The 15,254-nt window shown below is 72.3% G+C and carries 13 protein-coding genes; 3 read left to right on the top strand and 10 right to left on the bottom strand.

Translation table 11 applies throughout. The features are described 5' to 3' along the window. Positions 1–444 precede the first annotated feature (444 nt). Together KUM39_RS12510 and KUM39_RS12515 are read left to right on the top strand one after the other, a co-directional pair. Positions 445–2,157, top strand: coding sequence for an MFS transporter (locus KUM39_RS12510; protein ID WP_217785647.1), 1,713 nt, complete (start codon positions 445–447; stop codon positions 2,155–2,157). A 206-nt stretch (positions 2,158–2,363) separates the two neighbouring features. Further along, positions 2,364–3,476 carry an aminotransferase class V-fold PLP-dependent enzyme gene (locus KUM39_RS12515; RefSeq protein WP_217785648.1) on the top strand — a complete coding sequence of 371 codons (1,113 nt, stop codon included), beginning with the start codon at positions 2,364–2,366 and terminating at the stop codon, positions 3,474–3,476. A 132-nt stretch (positions 3,477–3,608) separates the two neighbouring features. On the opposite strand, the gene KUM39_RS12520 is transcribed toward KUM39_RS12515, so the two are convergent. The 4 genes from KUM39_RS12520 to KUM39_RS28160 form a co-directional block, all read right to left on the bottom strand. Beyond that, complete coding sequence (locus KUM39_RS12520) at positions 3,609–4,880, bottom strand: MFS transporter (protein ID WP_308288110.1); 1,272 nt, start codon at positions 4,878–4,880, stop codon at positions 3,609–3,611. A gap of 331 nt (positions 4,881–5,211) precedes the next feature. After that, entirely contained in the window at positions 5,212–5,865 is a 654-nt protein-coding gene (locus KUM39_RS12525; RefSeq protein WP_217785649.1) for a hypothetical protein, read from the bottom strand. Beyond that, positions 5,862–6,227: a hypothetical protein gene (locus KUM39_RS28155; protein ID WP_246620038.1), complete on the bottom strand. Its 366-nt coding sequence runs from the start codon at positions 6,225–6,227 to the stop codon at positions 5,862–5,864. The genes KUM39_RS12525 and KUM39_RS28155 overlap by 4 nt, the downstream gene beginning before the upstream one ends. Continuing rightward, the gene (locus KUM39_RS28160) at positions 6,224–6,481 is read right to left on the bottom strand and encodes a hypothetical protein (protein WP_246620039.1); all 258 of its coding nucleotides are present in this window, start codon (positions 6,479–6,481) and stop codon (positions 6,224–6,226) included. Before KUM39_RS28160 ends, KUM39_RS28155 begins: the two co-directional genes overlap by 4 nt. A gap of 370 nt (positions 6,482–6,851) precedes the next feature. On the opposite strand from KUM39_RS28160, the gene KUM39_RS12535 reads away from it, so the two are divergent. Continuing rightward, a complete protein-coding gene (locus KUM39_RS12535; RefSeq protein ID WP_217785650.1) occupies positions 6,852–7,790 on the top strand; it encodes a GNAT family N-acetyltransferase in 939 nt (312 codons plus the stop codon). A gap of 144 nt (positions 7,791–7,934) precedes the next feature. On the opposite strand, the gene KUM39_RS12540 is transcribed toward KUM39_RS12535, so the two are convergent. The 6 genes from KUM39_RS12540 to KUM39_RS12565 form a co-directional block, all read right to left on the bottom strand. Further along, entirely contained in the window at positions 7,935–9,170 is a 1,236-nt protein-coding gene (locus tag KUM39_RS12540; RefSeq protein WP_217785651.1) for an MFS transporter, read from the bottom strand. Continuing rightward, the gene (locus KUM39_RS12545; RefSeq protein ID WP_217785652.1) at positions 9,167–9,799 is read right to left on the bottom strand and encodes a GNAT family N-acetyltransferase; all 633 of its coding nucleotides are present in this window, start codon (positions 9,797–9,799) and stop codon (positions 9,167–9,169) included. Before KUM39_RS12545 ends, KUM39_RS12540 begins: the two co-directional genes overlap by 4 nt. A 1-nt stretch (position 9,800) precedes the next feature. Continuing rightward, complete coding sequence (locus tag KUM39_RS12550) at positions 9,801–10,991, bottom strand: type III PLP-dependent enzyme (protein WP_217785653.1); 1,191 nt, start codon at positions 10,989–10,991, stop codon at positions 9,801–9,803. Next, entirely contained in the window at positions 10,988–12,331 is a 1,344-nt protein-coding gene (locus tag KUM39_RS12555; RefSeq protein ID WP_217785654.1) for a DUF6271 family protein, read from the bottom strand. Before KUM39_RS12555 ends, KUM39_RS12550 begins: the two co-directional genes overlap by 4 nt. Continuing rightward, a complete protein-coding gene (locus tag KUM39_RS12560; RefSeq protein ID WP_217785655.1) occupies positions 12,328–13,479 on the bottom strand; it encodes a phytanoyl-CoA dioxygenase family protein in 1,152 nt (383 codons plus the stop codon). The genes KUM39_RS12555 and KUM39_RS12560 overlap by 4 nt, the downstream gene beginning before the upstream one ends. Positions 13,480–13,763: 284 nt before the next feature. Next, positions 13,764–15,251, bottom strand: a complete 1,488-nt coding sequence (locus tag KUM39_RS12565; protein ID WP_217785656.1) for a glycoside hydrolase family 3 protein — start codon at positions 15,249–15,251, stop codon at positions 13,764–13,766. Positions 15,252–15,254: the final 3 nt, after the last annotated feature.

The following is a 15,254-nucleotide window of genomic DNA, read 5'->3' on the forward strand; positions in this document are numbered from 1 at the left end:
AGAGGGGACGGGGGTTACTGATCGCTGGCGGGGGCATGGGGGGGCTCTGGCCGAACCTTTGCTCGGGGTAACGGGGGGTGATCGGCGGGGGGGCGGGGGGGGGGGGGGGGGGGGCGTGGGGGGGGGGGGGGGGGGGGGGGGGGGGGGGGGGGGGGGGGTGCCCTGATCGAAAGCAGGGGCGGGGCCGGGCGGCTGGGTGCCCTGATCGAAGGGGAGGCGGGGCGGTCGGGGCGCCCCAACCGGAGGGAGGTGGGGCGTTCGGGGCTCGAGACGCGGGGCGTGTAGCTCGTTCGAGGGACGGTATACGCGATATATCTTGTCTCCCGCGAACGCTTGCGCTATATCTTGATGAACGCCGTTCTGGCGGTGAGCACTGTTCTGCTACGGTGAACACCGTTCATTCGCGGTGCTGTCCGATCAGCCGTCCCTCCCGAGGAGTTACCGATGTCCACCACCGGTGTCGCGTCCGCCGAGACGCCCACCGACGCGCCCGCGCCCTACCTATGGCGCTGGGCCGCGCTCTTCGTCATCCTCGCGGCCGAGGTGATGGATCTCCTCGACGCCGTCGTCACCAATATCGCCGGGCCGTCCATGCGGGCCGACCTGGGCGGCAGCGCCTCCACGTTGCAGTGGCTGGCCGCCGCCTACACCCTGTCGATGGCCGTGGGCCTGGTCACCGGCGGGCGGCTCGGGGACATACACGGGCGGCGCACGATGTTCATGGTCGGAGCCGCCGGCTTCACCGTGGGCTCGCTGTTGTGCGCCGTGTCCGGCTCGCCCGAGATGCTGATCGGCGCGCGGGTCGTGCAGGGCCTGTTCGGCGCGGTGATGCTGCCGCAGGGGCTCGGCATGATCAAGGAGATGTTCCCGCCGAAGGAGTCGCAGAAGGCGTTCGGCATGTTCGGGCCGGTGATGGGCCTGTCCGCCGTGTGCGGGCCGATCCTCGCGGGCTGGCTCGTGGACGCCGACTACTTCGGCACCGGCTGGCGGATGATCTTCCTGATCAACCTGCCGCTGGGCGCCGCCGCCTTCCTCGGCGCGGTGCGCTATCTGCCGCGCGGCCGGTCGGCGGAGAAGCCCCGGCTCGACATCCCCGGCATGCTGTTGGTCTCACTCGCCGCGCTGCTGATCATCTTCCCGCTGGTCCAGGGACGTGAGTACGACTGGCCGGTGTGGACGTTCGTGATGATGGGCGCCGCGGTCGTCGTCTTCGCGGTCTTCGCGCGCTACGAATCCCGGCGCAGCAAGGCGGGTCGAGACCCGCTGGTCGTGCCGAGCCTGTTCCGCAAGCGCGGGTTCAGCGGGGGCATGGTGCTCGGGCTGGTCTTCTTCTCGACCATGCAGGGCTTCATGCTGGTCTTCAATCTCTACACCCAGATCGGCCTGGGGTACTCCCCGCTCAAGGCGGGCCTGGTGATGGTGCCCTGGTCCGGCGGCATGATCGTCGGCTTCGGTCTCGCCCAGGGCGTCGCCAAGTTCGGGCGTGCGGTGCTCCAGGCGGGCGCGCTGGTCATGGCGGTCGGTGTGTCCGGTGTCTGGCTGACCCTGCATCTGGCGGGCAGCGGGGTCGGACCGTGGCAGTTGCTCCCCGCGCTGCTCGTGACGGGTATCGGCATGGGCCTGCTGATGGCGCCCTTCTTCGACATCGTGCTGGCGAGCGTCGAGCAGCACGAGACGGGGTCGGCGTCCGGCACGATGACCGCCATGCAGCAGCTCGGCGGCGCCTTCGGTGTGGCCATCCTGGGCACCGTGTTCTTCGGTCTGCTGGGCGGCGGCATCGGCTCCGCCGTCGGTCACCACGCGGGCACGCTGCGCCGGGAGTTGACGGCAGCGCAGGTCGCGCCCGCCGTGCAGGACAGGATCGTCACCGATCTGCGCACCTGCGCCTCGGACCGCGCGGTCGCCAAGGACCCGGCGGCCACACCGGCGTCCTGTGCCCGGCTGGAGAAGGACACCCGGTCCGCCGTCACCTCTCCGCAGGCCGCGGCCCGGATACCGGTCGCCCTCAGGGACACCGCGACCTCGGCCTTCCAGAGCGGGTTCGGGTCCGTGATGCAGACGGTGCTGTGGATCGTGGACGGCATGCTGGTGCTGACCTTCCTGCTGGCGTTCCTCCTCCCCCGGCACGCGCGCCCCGAGGACGCCGAGGGCCACTGAGGTCCGGGGACCTGGACCGCGGGACCCGGTGGGCCGAGGAGGTTCGCCGGGTCCCGCGCTGACCACCCGGTGGCCCGCGGGGGTGTTCGGGGCGCGTACTGTGCGAGCGATCCGCCCTCGCACCGCCGTATCCCGCTACCGCCGTGTCCCTTGACCGCCGTACCTCGCACCGCCGTATCCCGTACCGCCCCGGAAGGACGAGTCACGTGCTCTCGTCGTACGCAGCCCATTTCGACACGCCCGCCGGGTACTTGGACTTCGCGCGGTTCGGGCCGCCGTCCCGTGACGCGGTGGCCGCCACGGCGCGGGCGCTGGAGGCGTCGGCCCTTGCGGGTCACACCACGGTGGACGACCTGATGCGGGCCGAGGTGACGGCGCGGGACACGGCGGCGCGGCTCGCGGGGACCGACGCGCGGCACACCGTACTGCTGCCGAACGCGTCCACCGGGTTGTTCCACGCGGCGTTCGGCATCCCGGAGGGGGCGGTGCTGGTATCGCGCACCGACTTCCCGGCGAACCACTACCCGTGGCGGCGGACGGCGGAGCTGGGGCGGGCGACGCCCCGCTGGCTCGACCCCGAGCCCGGCGCCGGGGTCACCCCCGGGCTGGTGCGGGCGGCGCTGACCGACGAGGTGGTGGCGGTGTCCGTCAGCGCCGTGGACTTCCGTACCGGGTTCCGGGCGGATCTGGCGGGGCTGCGGGAGGTCGTGGGGCCGGACCGGTTGCTGGTCGTGGACGCGATCCAGGGGTTCGGCGTGGCCGAGATGGACTGGGGGGCGGCCGACGTGGTGGTCGCGGGCGGCCAGAAGTGGCTGCGCGCCGGGTGGGCCACCGGGTTCGCCGCGCTGTCCGACCGGGCGCTGGAGGTTCTTCAGCCGGTGCTGACGGGGTGGACCGGAGTGGAGGAGGTCGGGGTGTTCGACGGGTCCGAGCATCCGGCCGCAGCCGACGCACGGCAGTGGTCGATCACCAACCTGAGCCCGGTCACGGCAGCCGCGTTCGCCGCCGCGCTCGGACTGGTGGAGCGGTACACGGTCGCGGCGATCGAGGAGGCCGTCGCCAGGACGGTGGAGGAACTGACCGAGGTCGTACAGCGGCACGGCGGCCAGGTGCTGTCCCCCGTCTCCCCCGCCCAGCGGGCCGGAATCCTGTCCTTCACCGTGCCGGGAGTCGAGCCAGGCGTGGTGGCAAAGGCGCTGCACGGCGAGGGAGTCACCCCGACGGTTCGGGCGGACTCGCTGCGGCTGTCCCCGCACGCGTCCACTCCCGCCGAGGCGGGCGAGCGGGTGGCAGCGGCGTTGGGTTCGCTGGGGCGCTGACGGAACGCCAGGTGCCAAGACCAGGTCCCTCGCCCCCACCCGGTCCCCGCCCCGCTCCCAGCCCGTCCCCGTCCCTGGTCCCTCGAATCAGATCGGGGCGGCTCAGATCGGGTCGGCTCAGCTCGGGTCGGATCAGGTCGGGTCGGGCTGGCTCTGCTCCGTGGGGTGCGGGGCAGGGGCCGGAGTCTGCTCCGGAGTCGTCAGGTTGCGTACGCCGGGAGAGAGCAGGGCTGCCAGCGTGGCCAGGACGATCAGGGTCGCGCAGCCGAGGAGTGCGGAGGCCGTGCCGACGGTGGACGCGACGGGTCCGGCGACGAGGAGCCCGAGCGGGGCGAAGGCGAGGGAGCCGAACCAGTCGTAGGAGCTGACGCGGGACAGGACCTGTTCGGGGACCTCCTGTTGGATCGTGGTGGCCCACAGCACGCCGAAGACGTCACTGGCGATCCCGGCGCCGAACATGGCGGCGGCGATCAGCCAGACCGGAGCCGCGGCGGCGAGCAGGGTGATCGGCACCGCGGACGCGAAGGTGCACAGGACGGCGACCAGGATGGGGCGGCGCACCCGTACACGGGCGGCGAGGCCCGCACCGGCGATGGTGCCCAGTGCCTGAGCGGCCACGATGACGGACCACGCGCGGGCGCCGCCGAGCCGGTGTTCGGCCATCAGCGGACCGAGTACGCCCGCGTTGGCGTTGAGCGCGGCGACGACGACGGCGTACTGCGCCACGACGGCCCACAGCCACTGCCGGGAGCTGAACTCCCGCCAGCCCTCGCGGAGATCGGTCCAGCCCGAGGTGGTCCCCCGTGGGCGTCCGGCCAGGCGCAGTCGGAAGGTCAGGGCGGCGCTGGCCACGAAGGAGGCCGCGTTGAGCGCCAGCGCCCAACCGGCTCCGACCAGGGCGACGGTCACGCCGGACAGTGCGAGGCCGAGCAGCATCGCGCTGTTGGTGCCCATGCGCAGCAGGCCGTTGGCCCGTTGCAGCCGGTCCCGCGGCACGATCAGCGGGACGATGCCCTCCATCGCGGGGGCGAACAGGGCCGTCGCGGTTCCGGCCGCCGTCGCCAGCAGGCACATCGCCACGAGCGGGGCGTGGCCGGTGAGCGTCATGGCGGCCAGTCCGGCGTATGCGGCGGCTCCCAGCACATCGGCCACGACCATCAGACGCGACCGGGACACCCGGTCCGCGATCACGCCACCCCACAGGACCAGCGCCAACTGCGGGACGGCCTGGCACGCCACGACCAGGGAGAGCCTGCCCGGACCGGCTCCGGGCAGAGCGAGAACGGCGAAGGCCAGGGCCACTCGGGCGAAGCCGTTGCCGAGGACCGAGACGAACCTGGCCGTGGCGAGGAGCAGGAAGGGACGGTCCCGCCGGAGCGGGACGGAGGGGAGGGCTGCGGTCACGAGGCGGGAGCCTACGACCTGCGGCGGAGGCGGTGGGAGGGGGTCACCGCAGATCGGTGGCCCCTACACACAGGACGGCCTGTTCCCACCGGTCGGCCGGTCCCACTCGGGATGGCCCATACGGGTCACCCGTACAGCTCTCTCCTCCGGTCCCCCTGTCCACCCTCCCTGTCCCCCTGTCCCCCTGTGAAGCTCGCAGGTTCGGAGATTCCTGAACGCTGGCAGGCCGGAACCTGCGCGTCAGTTAATGGTTGTGGCGGTCCCGAGCACTGGTTCCGGCGAAGCTGACGGGATCTTAGTTCCGAGTGTTTGCCATGCCGCGTCTGGCTGGCTAACCGGCAGGCCAGTGTGGGTTCGGTGTGCCGTCATCGCTCATGTGCGCCCGTTGCCAGATTTCGTTCCAGTTGAACGGAGTCTCGGGCGCGACCCGGTGCCGTTGCCCGCACGGACATGGCACCAGCGCCCTCGCGCAGCCACGGCACAACTCGACCCAACCGTGCCCGGTCGAGCTCAGCACTCGTGGTCCCTCATCCCCGCAAGCCGGGCAGCCGGGCGGCTCGGCACCGTTCAAAATCGCGTTCTGCCGCTGGACGTAGTCGGTCAGACGCAGCGACGGGTGGCGAACCGGGTCTTCGAACCAGGCGCGGTCGGGGCTTTCCCACCAGTTCCGCAGCCACCACGGCCGAGGGTTCGGTACAGCCCGCTGCCCAGCCTGTTTCTCCACCCGGCGCTGTGCGGCGTACTCGTCTGCCCGCAGGAGCCACAGCACCCGCGCCTCGTGCAGTTCCTCCACCGCCCGCGCCAGTGCGTCCGGGTCCGCCTCCAACCGACGGGGGATCGCGGCGCTGAGCGTGAGGTGGTGGTACGTCGCCCGCAAGCCGTAAGGAGCAAAAACGGTGAGGCAGGTACGCAACGCGAGGTGGCGCCGGTCAAGGGGAAGCCGGGCGTCGAGCACGCGCGCTCGGTGGGTCAGGAAACTGGTCATGGTGTAGGCGCCAGGTCCAGTGCCCGTGCCAGGGCGGCTGTGACGGCGGCAGCATGTGCCGACAGGTGTTGCTCGGCCCAGAACCCGGCAAGACCGAGGAAGTCCTGCACATCCTGCTGGGCGCCCGCGACAAGCCTGCGCATCTGGTCCACCGACAGCTCGATCACCGGGCTGCTGTCCGTCTCGTGGGCGTCGAGCGTCAGCCGGACTTTGTCGCCGAGGCGTTCGGCCATCGAGGACGGATCATGGCCGAAGTAGGAGCAGCCGGTGCCGTTGAGCACCTCCAGCCAGTCGCGCCAGGTTTCCAGGCCGTTGCAGCAGCCCGGCTCGACGAAGACGGTGTCGGTGGCGTCGTCCGTCACCCGGAACCCTCCGGGGGCGAACGGATCAGCATGGTGAGCAGCCCGTGCAGGAAGGTGCCGAGTGGGTCGGTCGGGCACGGTCCGTGTTCCTCCTCCGGCTGGAAGTCGTTGCAGCTGGCGATCTGCATAACCGCTGTGCCGACCTCCGTCGGAGTCAGCTTCCCGTTCAGCACGAGGTAGCCATACGGCTCGTGCTCTTCCACCGGCCAGAGCGCGAAGTCGTTGGCAGCGGAGATCTCCAGAACAGGTTGCATCACCAGCACATGGGGATGATGCCGGACCCACTGGTGCACCGCACCGGGCTTTCGGCTGGCATGGGGCTCGGAGCGGGCCCGCTACATGGGCAGTTTCGCGGTGCGCTCGGGAGAGGAGGCACCGCCACAGGGCATGGGCGGTCTGCGCGATGATCGTGAGAGGCCCTCATCAGCTTGAAGGGATCCCGCCCTTAACGCGGCGAAGGCGGTGTCCACCTTCCTTCGTGTCTCAGCAAGACGCTGGTCTCAGACCCTGGTGACGAGCGCGTGCGTCGGGAGCCGTCCGCGCTGCGGTGCTGTTCGCGACAGTAAGCGGCCGCCAGCGAGAAATGCGTTGCTCTGCCATTTGCCAGCCGTGATCATGTGCCGCATGCGATTCTTTCCCGCTACTGCGGACTCCACCGCCCTGGAGCGCGCCGCCGCGTACCCGGCCGACGGTCCCATCACCGCCCTGACCGCTGAGCGGATCCGCGAGGAGCTCGGTGCCAACCAGTTCCGCCCTGAATGGGTCTGGCTCGCCGAGGACGAGAACGGGCAGGTCCTCGCCCGCGCGCTGTGGTGGGGCCGCGCCGACAGCAAGCGCCCCATAGCGCTCGATTGCCTCCAGGTCCGCTCCACCGTCGCCGATCCGGTCGCCATCGCCACCAGGCTCCTTGACGCCGGGCACGCCGCCTTCGGCGCGCGCCCGCTGTACAACCTCTCTCTCCCAGCGGACTGGAGCAGCCGACCGGAACTGAGCGAGGCGGTGGCCTGGCGTCGCGAAGCGGGCCTGCGTGCAGGGCTGAACCGGGAGATTCAGCGCCTGCGGTACGAGTGGACTCCGGCGGCGGGACTGCCCGAGGCCGGCGATCGGCTGACGTTCCGTGAGGGCAGCGACGAGGAGTTCCTGGAGGCCTTTGTTCGGGTGTCGGCCGACAGCCTGGACCAGGCCACCCGTGACGAGCTGCGCACCAAGAGCGCCAGGCATCTGGCCGAGGAGGACATGAAGTTCTACCTCGACTGCCCTGGCGAGCGCTCCTGGTGGAGGCTTGCGGAGCTGCCCGACGGCACTCTCGCCGGACTGGCCGTCCCGTCGGCGACCCCGTACCACCGCAACGTCGGGTATCTCGGTGTCGTACCCGAGCAGCGCGGCAAGGGGCTGATCGACGAGATCCTTGCCGAGATCACCCGCTTCCACGCGACCGAACGCGCCGAGCGCATCACCGCGACCACCGACACCACGAACATCCCGATGGCAGCCGCCTTCGACCGCGCCAACTACGAGGTGACGGAGATCCGTATGGTTCTGGAGGCTCAGGCGCCCGTATGACGTGCCGCCGGGAACGGCGTTCTACCACCACGAGCCGCGATTCATCAGTAGCCCCGTCAGCGGCAGGGCAAGGGATGAGGCCGCCGGTGCCGTTCCCCTGCCCTGGGTCCGTTACCTCTGTCCGCCCGGGCCGTTCGACTGTGGTCAGGACGGGTTTCGGGGCCAGGGGATGCGGGTGGTCGCCGCTGTGACGACCAGGGCGGAGGCGGCGACGGTGGCCATGCCCAGGGTGAGGCCGCCCGCTCCGGCCACGAATCCAATGAGGGCGGGACCGGCCAGCAGCCCCAGTGTGCCCATCGCCGCCACCAGGGAGAGCGCTTCGGAGCCCTGTCCGGCGGCCGCGACGTAGACGCACGGGGTGATGGCCGCCGCGCCCAGGCCGACGCAGGCGAAACCCAGCAGGGTGGGCAGCACACCGCCGACGGCCAGGGATACCGCGAGGCCGAGACCGGCCAGGGCGCTGCCCGCCCGGACCACGCGGGCGTCGCCCCAGCGGGTGCGCCAGCGGTCCGCGCGGAGCCGGGCCAGCAGCATCATCACCGAGACGACCGCGATGCCCAGGGGTGCCACCGAGGGCGATGCCTTGACCACGTCCTTGAGGTAGAGGGTGGACCAGTCGTTCATCGCGCCCTCGGTGATCGTGCCGAACGCCATCGCACAGCCCATCAGGAGGGTCAGCAGGGACGGCACCGTCCACCGGCGGGCACGGCGGACCGGCCCCTCGCCCGGCATCGGCTCCTCGTCCGGTTTCGGCTCACCGCCCGGCTTCGGTTCCTCCGTCCGCTGCGGCTCGCCCGGCGTCGGCAGGCTCCGGCCCGCCCAGGCCAGCAGCCCGAGCAGCAGTACCGAGGCCGCCGCGAAGTGGACCGGGACGGAGGAGGTCAGGGCGGTGGTCGCCGAGGCCAGCAGGGCGGCGCCGAGGAGACCCGCGCTGAACACCGCGTGCAGCTGGGACATGGCGGTGCGGCCGTAGGCGGTCTCCAGGGCGGCGCCCTGGGCGTTCATGGCGACGTTGAGGCAGCCGACGGCCACCCCGTCGGCCGCCAGGACGACGAGGGCGAGGGGGTAGTTGGGGACGGCCGACAGGGCGAGCAGCACGGCCACCAGGCACAGGGCCGAGAGCAGTGAGAGCAGACGGGCGCCGAGGCGGCGCATCAGGAGGGTGACCAGCGGGAACGACACCGCCGCGCCCACCCCGCAGGCCATCAGCAGGACGCCCAACTCGCCCGCGCCGAGGTCCAGTCGGGACTTCAGCGCGGGCAGGCGGGCCGCCCAGGTGGCGTACTGGAAGCCGAGGAAGCAGAACAGCGCGGCCGTCGCCCACTTCGCGCGCCGGAATCCGGCCAGGTCGCTGCCGACATCCGGTGTGGTCGTCGTCATGCGCGGACCGCCTCCTTCTTCTCCGGTACGGCCACCCGTACCGACATGTAGACCGCGCCGGGGCCGTAACCGGCGGGCAGTGGTGTTCCGGGGTGGGGCTGGTACCCGTTGGCCCTCCAGAAGCGTTCGCGGCCCGCGAGCGCCACGAGGGAGATCGTGGTGTGGCCGAGGTCCCCGGCCGCGCGGGTCAGATGCGCCACCAGCGCGCTCCCCCGGCCGCGGCGGCGCAACGGCGCGCTGACCACCAGATCGTGCAGATGGAGGTTGCCCCCCGCCTCCGGCACCCCGAGCCCCCCGGCCGCCCCGAGGTCCCCGGTACCCCCGGCATACCCGGCCGACTCCCCCGCGCCCCGCACACCCCGGCCGTGCGCCCCCGCGCCCAGCTCCGGGCACCGGAAGCGCGGATACGGCAGGGTCAGGACGTACCCGGTGATCCGGCCGTCCGTCTCCAGGACGAAGCTCGTCGGGTGAGCGGCGTGTGCGCGGAGGGCGGTCTCGCCCTCCGTGAGGGCGGTGCCCGCGTACGCCTCCGCCTCCAGCCGCGCGATACGCGGCCAGTCGGACTCGGTGATCGGGCGTACATGCTCGCCCGCTCCCTCGGGGACGCGGCCCGTCTCCGTGTCGCTCATGTCAGTGCTCTCCTTCCGGGCCCGGTACGCACACGCACGGCAGCGGGCCGATGCCGTTGAAGCCCTGCGTGGTGTAGCTGGGGGCGTACGCGCCCGCCGAGAGGAGCCAGACCGGGTCCCCGGAGGCGAGGGTGCGCGGGACGGGGACGCGGAGGCGGCCGGAGCCGTAGGCGTCGTCGCTGTCGCAGGTGGGTCCGGCGACCACGGCAGGGACGAGGCCCGCCGGGTCCTCGTGGCCGGGGAAGACCATGCGATGGCTCAACTGGTCCATTTCATAGAGGCCGTTGTACTTGCCGACGCTCAGGTAGAGCCAGCGGGCGACGGTGCCGTCCGCGTCGGCGCGCTCGGTGAGCCGGGAGACGTGGGCGCGGACGGCGCCGTGGTCGGCGACGAGGTGGCGGCCGGGTTCCATGACGAAGGCGAGCGGTGCGGGGGCGAGCGCGGTGAGGTGTTCCATGCCCTCGCGGATCACCGCGAAGATCTTGTCCAGGGGTGGTTCGAGCGGGTTGCCGTGCCGGTCCAGGCAGCCGAGCGCGGGCAGGCCGCCGCCGAGGTTGACGTGGTCCGGCGCGATGCCGAGGCGGGCCAGTTCCTCCAGGGCCCCGGCGAGCAGGTCGAACGCCCGCTGCCACGCCTCGCCGGTCATCTGCTGCGAGCCGACGTGCACGGACAGCCCGGCCGGTACGAGCCCCAGCGAGCGGGCGCCCGCGAGCACACGTACGGCCGCCTCGGGCGAGGTGCCGAACTTCCGGCTGAGCCCCCACAGCGCGCCGTCCCCGCTGGTGGCGAGACGGCAGAACACCCGGGCGCCGGGCGCGTGCCGGGCGACTGCGGTCACGTCCTGGACGCTGTCGGTGGCGAAGGTGCGCACGCCGAGCCGGTGGGCGTGCGCGATGTCCGCGTCGGACTTCACGGTGTTGCCGAAGTGGACGCGGTCGGCGGGCACTCCGGTGGCGAGGGCCTGCACGATCTCGGCGGGGCTGGCCGCGTCGAACCCGGCGCCCCGCTCGGCGAGGCGGTCCAGCACCGCGTCCACCGGGCACGCCTTCAGGGCGAACCGGACGTCCACGCCGGGGAGTTCGGCGGTGAGCCGGTCGTACTGGTCCGCGATGCCGTCGAGGTCGTAGACGACGCGGTCCGCCGGGGCGGCGGCCAGGGCGGCGGCGAGCCGGGCGCTGATCTTCTCGGTCACCGGCCGCCGCCGGGGGTGCCGGAGGCGGGCACGGTGTGCCGGGCCGCCTCGACCAGCGCGGGCCACGCCGCCACGAGCAGGGCGTGGTCCTCGATGTCCTGACGGGCCTCCGCAATCAACTGGTCTCGTTGGGAGGCCAGTTGGTCCGCGAGTGCCGCGTACCGGCCGCCGAGTTTGCGGTAGGCGGTGTCGATGCGGTCGAGCCGCCACTCGTTCTCGGCGGTGTCCAGCGCGGTGCTCTCGCGCAGGAACTCCACGATCCGCTCGGGCCGTACGGCGCCGCCCGTGCCGGGTGCTCCGCGTCCGTCGAGCAGCGCGGGACCCTCGGCGGCCATGCGGGCGTAGACGTGGTGGAAGTAGAGCATCGAGAGCAGGAACTTCACGAAGCGTGTCTGGTACGCGGTGAAGCCCGCGTCGGTACGGCGTTCGGGGGTGTGGAAGTTCTCGATGTGCCGGTTGTGCAGGATGCCGGGGAGTCCGGCGTCGTGCACGAGGTGAAGCAGGAAGTAGTCGCTGCCGATGGTGTCGGTGGCCGGGGGCAGCGGGACGCTCTCGTACACGTCGCGGTGGAAGGCGATGTTGCACATGTCCACGCGCATCGGGTCCACGAGACCCAAGGTGACGTGGTCCCCGGTGAACGGGGTGGTGCCCGCGCCGGTGAAGGACTCCTCGACCAGGGCGCGCCGTTCCTCCGCCGAGGTGCCCGGCGCGGCCCACAGACCGACCACGTCGTGGTAGACGCTCTCGTCGCGGCGCCGCATGTCGCTGATGTCCACGGAGAGTTCACCGATGAACGACGCACCGGCCAGGGACACCGGGCGTCCCGCGAGCACGGGTTCGAGGCCCTCGTGCGGGACGGCCGCCATCGCGTCGGCGGCGGGGCGGCCGAGCCAGGGCAGCTCGTGGTGGACGGGGAACACCGGTGCCCCGTGATGGAGTTGATAGCGGCTGTCGGAGTCCCTGCGGTGCACGGAGTCGCAGCCGAGGGCCGACGCCAGCAGGAAGACGCGGTCGGTGCAGGAGCCGTAGGAGACGCCGTCCGGGAGCAACAGCCGGAGCAGGCGCTCCGGTTCGGGGTGCCCCGAACGCTGGATGGTCCGGCGCAGGAAGTCGCGTTGCAGGTCCTCGCCCAGGTGGTGGACGGTGACGCCCTCGGCCGGGTCCAACGCATCCAGGGCGCGAGCGTGTTCGGCGCGGGTGCGGTCGTCGGCGGAGTCCAGCACGAGGAGGCGGACCTCGGCGCCGAAGTGCTCGGCGGCGTACCGGGCTTCGGCGTGCAGGGCGGTGAGGGCCGGAGAGCAGGCCCGGTTGGTGGGCAGCGCGAGGCAGATACGGGTCATGTGCGCGGGCCCCCGGCTTCCGGCTGTATCGTTTCGGCGCCCACACCGGTGTCCACACCGGCATCCACACCCGCGCCCCCGCCAGCACCAGCACCAGCACCAGCACCAGCACCAGCACCAGCAGTGGCCGCGTCCCCGCGCCAGGAGTCCAGTCCCAGCAACTTCCGCCCCAGCGGGTTCAGTTCGGCGGCCCCGTACCGCAGTGCCTCCGGGCGTCGCGCGTCCCCCAGCAGGGTGCCGTTCCACTCGGGGGTGGCCAGGGTGCGCCAGGAGTGGACGCGGGAGTCGCGGAGCGCGGTGTGCTCCTCCAGCGCGGGCATCATCGAGAGGTACTGCACCGCGCGGACATCGTTGTCGGAGACGTTCGGTCCGACTCCGTGCGCGAGGGTGCCGTTGAAGATGAGCAGGTCCCCGGCCTGGAGGTCGGGCTGGACGACGGGGAACTCGGCGCGGTCGGCGCCGGGGCGGATCGGGTCACGCCCGGGCGGCTGGGCGAGGCGCCACTCCTCGAAGCGGCGGAACAGCTCGGGCGCGCACTGGAAGCCGCCGAGTTCGGGGCGGGTGTCGGTGAGCGCGACGATGCCCTGCACCCGCTGCGGCAGCACGGTGAGGGTGGTGTCCACGTCCCAGTGCAGCTCGATGTCGAAGCCCTCGTCGGTGGGTTCGATCAGCGAGCGCGAACGGGTGCGCACGTTGGGCGGGTTGAGGTTGAGGCGGTCCAGGGTGACCCACAGCTCGGGGGTGTCCCAGACGTCCACGAAGGCGTCGTAGACGCGGCGCGACTGGCGGCTGTCCCAGAGCAGTTGGTGCTGGTACGCCTCGACGAAGCCGTAGATGAAGAGGTGCTGGTCGAGTTCGGAGCGGAACTCCGGTTCCTCGTACCAGCTTTCGGGGCGGCCGGGGTCGAGACCCTGGAAGTCCCAGGCGAAGTCGAGGAGGGCTTTGGCCTCACCGGGGGTGATGGCCTCGCGGACGACGACGTAGCCGTAGGTCTGCCAGAAGGCGAAGTCCGCCTCGGAGAGGACCCGCAGGGGCTCGGACTTGGTCAGGTCGCGCAGGGGCGTCGGGGCGAGGTAGGTCTCGCCGTCGGCGCTGAAATAGGGACGGCCGGTGGCCGCGCGGTACAGGAAGGGGGCGGACTGGTGCATTCCGTCACTTTCGTGGTGGTCGGACTGTGGCACGCCCCCAACGTGGACTAGACCAATTGAGGTGTCAACGATTACCGGGCGGTACCCATGCCAAACTGCCGCCCAACTGCCGCTCACCGCCGCCCCGTCGGCCCGTCACTTCCCCTCACCGAGCCGCCCTGCCGGCCTGTCACGTCCCGTCACCCCGCAGCCCTCTCGGCCCGCACGCGAAAGGGGTCGGCACCGGAGATCTCCGGTGCCGACCCCTGCCCGGCGAAGGACGCCGGGACGCGAGGGCGCGGTGCTCAGCCCGCGACCACCGCCTCCGCCGCCGCCACTCCGCACACCCGCGCCGCGCCGTGCGTGGCGATGTGCGGGGTGCCGCGCGGCGGGGCCTGCGGGACGCCCATCTCGACGACGACGGTGTCGGGGCGGGCGGCGAGCAGGGTGTCCAGGGCAGCGCCCATCCAGTCGTGCCGGTGTTCGTCGCGGACCACGGCGACGATCCGGCGCCCGTCGGCGGCGGCGAGCGCCTCGCGGCCCGCGTCGCCGCCGCCGAAGCTGCCGCCGGTGCTGCCGGGCACCAGCCGGGCCAGCTCGTCGGCCGGACCCCAGGGGGTGCGGTCGCCGACGGCGATGTTCGGCGCCGGGTTGAGCTGGGCGACGTACACCGGGCCGGTGACCGGGGTGGCCGGGCCCGGACGGGTGACGGTCAGCGCGCGGCGGGCCGCGATCAGGCCGATCTCCGGTTCGGGCGCGGCGGCGGAGGCGGCCTCGCGGGTGGAGGCGGTCCAGCGGGCGAGTTCGCGGACCCGGCCCGCCGCGTCCGCGAGGCGTTCCTCGGGAAGTTCGCCGGAGCGGACGGCGCCCACCAGCGCGTCGCGCAGGTTGAGCACGGTGGCCTCGTCGCACAGGCCGCCGCCGACGCAGATGGCGTCCGCACCGGCCGCGATGGCGAGGACCACGCCGTGTTCGAGGCCGTAGGTGCCGGAGATGGCGCGCATCTCCATGCCGTCGGTGACGATGAGCCCCCGGTAGCCGAGTTCCTCGCGGAGCAGTTCGGTCAGGACCCGGCGGGAGAGGGTGCCGGGGCGGTCCGGGTCGAGGGCGGGCACCAGGATGTGCGCGCTCATCACGGCACGGGTACCGGCCGCGATCGCCGCCCGGAACGGCGGGAGTTCACGCGCGTAGAGGGTGTCGGCGTCCACGTCGATACGCGGCACGGCGTGGTGGGAGTCCACGTTGGTGTCGCCGTGGCCGGGGAAGTGCTTGGTGCAGGCGGCGACGCCGGTGGACTGGAGGCCCTCGACCCAGGCGCCGGTGTGCCGGGCGACCAGAGCGGTGTCGGCGCCGAAGGCCCGGACGCCGATGACGGGGTTGTCGGGGTTGGCGTTGACGTCGGCGGAGGGCGCCCAGTCGAAGTTGACCCCGCAGGCGGCGAGGCGGCGGCCGAGTTCGCGGGCGACGCTCCGGGTGAGGGCGGGGTCGTCCACGGCGCCGAGGGCGTGGTTGCCGGGGAAGGAGGAGCCGGTGCGCACGTCGAGGCGGGTGACGTCGCCGCTCTCCTCGTCGATGGCGACCAGCAGGTCGTCGCGTTCGGCGCGCAGCGCGCCGGTGAGCGCGGTGACCTGTTCCTCGGTGACGACGTTGCGGCCGAACAGGGCGACCGAGGCGAGGCCCTCCCCCAGCCTGCGGCGCACCCAGTCGGGGGCGGTGGTGCCGTCGAACCCCGGTTGCAGCACGGCGAGCGCGTCGCGGGTCAGGGTGTCGGGGCCTGTGGCGAGTGTGGTCATCGG

The organism is Streptomyces corallincola, assembly GCF_019104725.1.
Classification (GTDB): Bacteria; Actinomycetota; Actinomycetes; order Streptomycetales; family Streptomycetaceae; genus Streptomyces; species Streptomyces corallincola.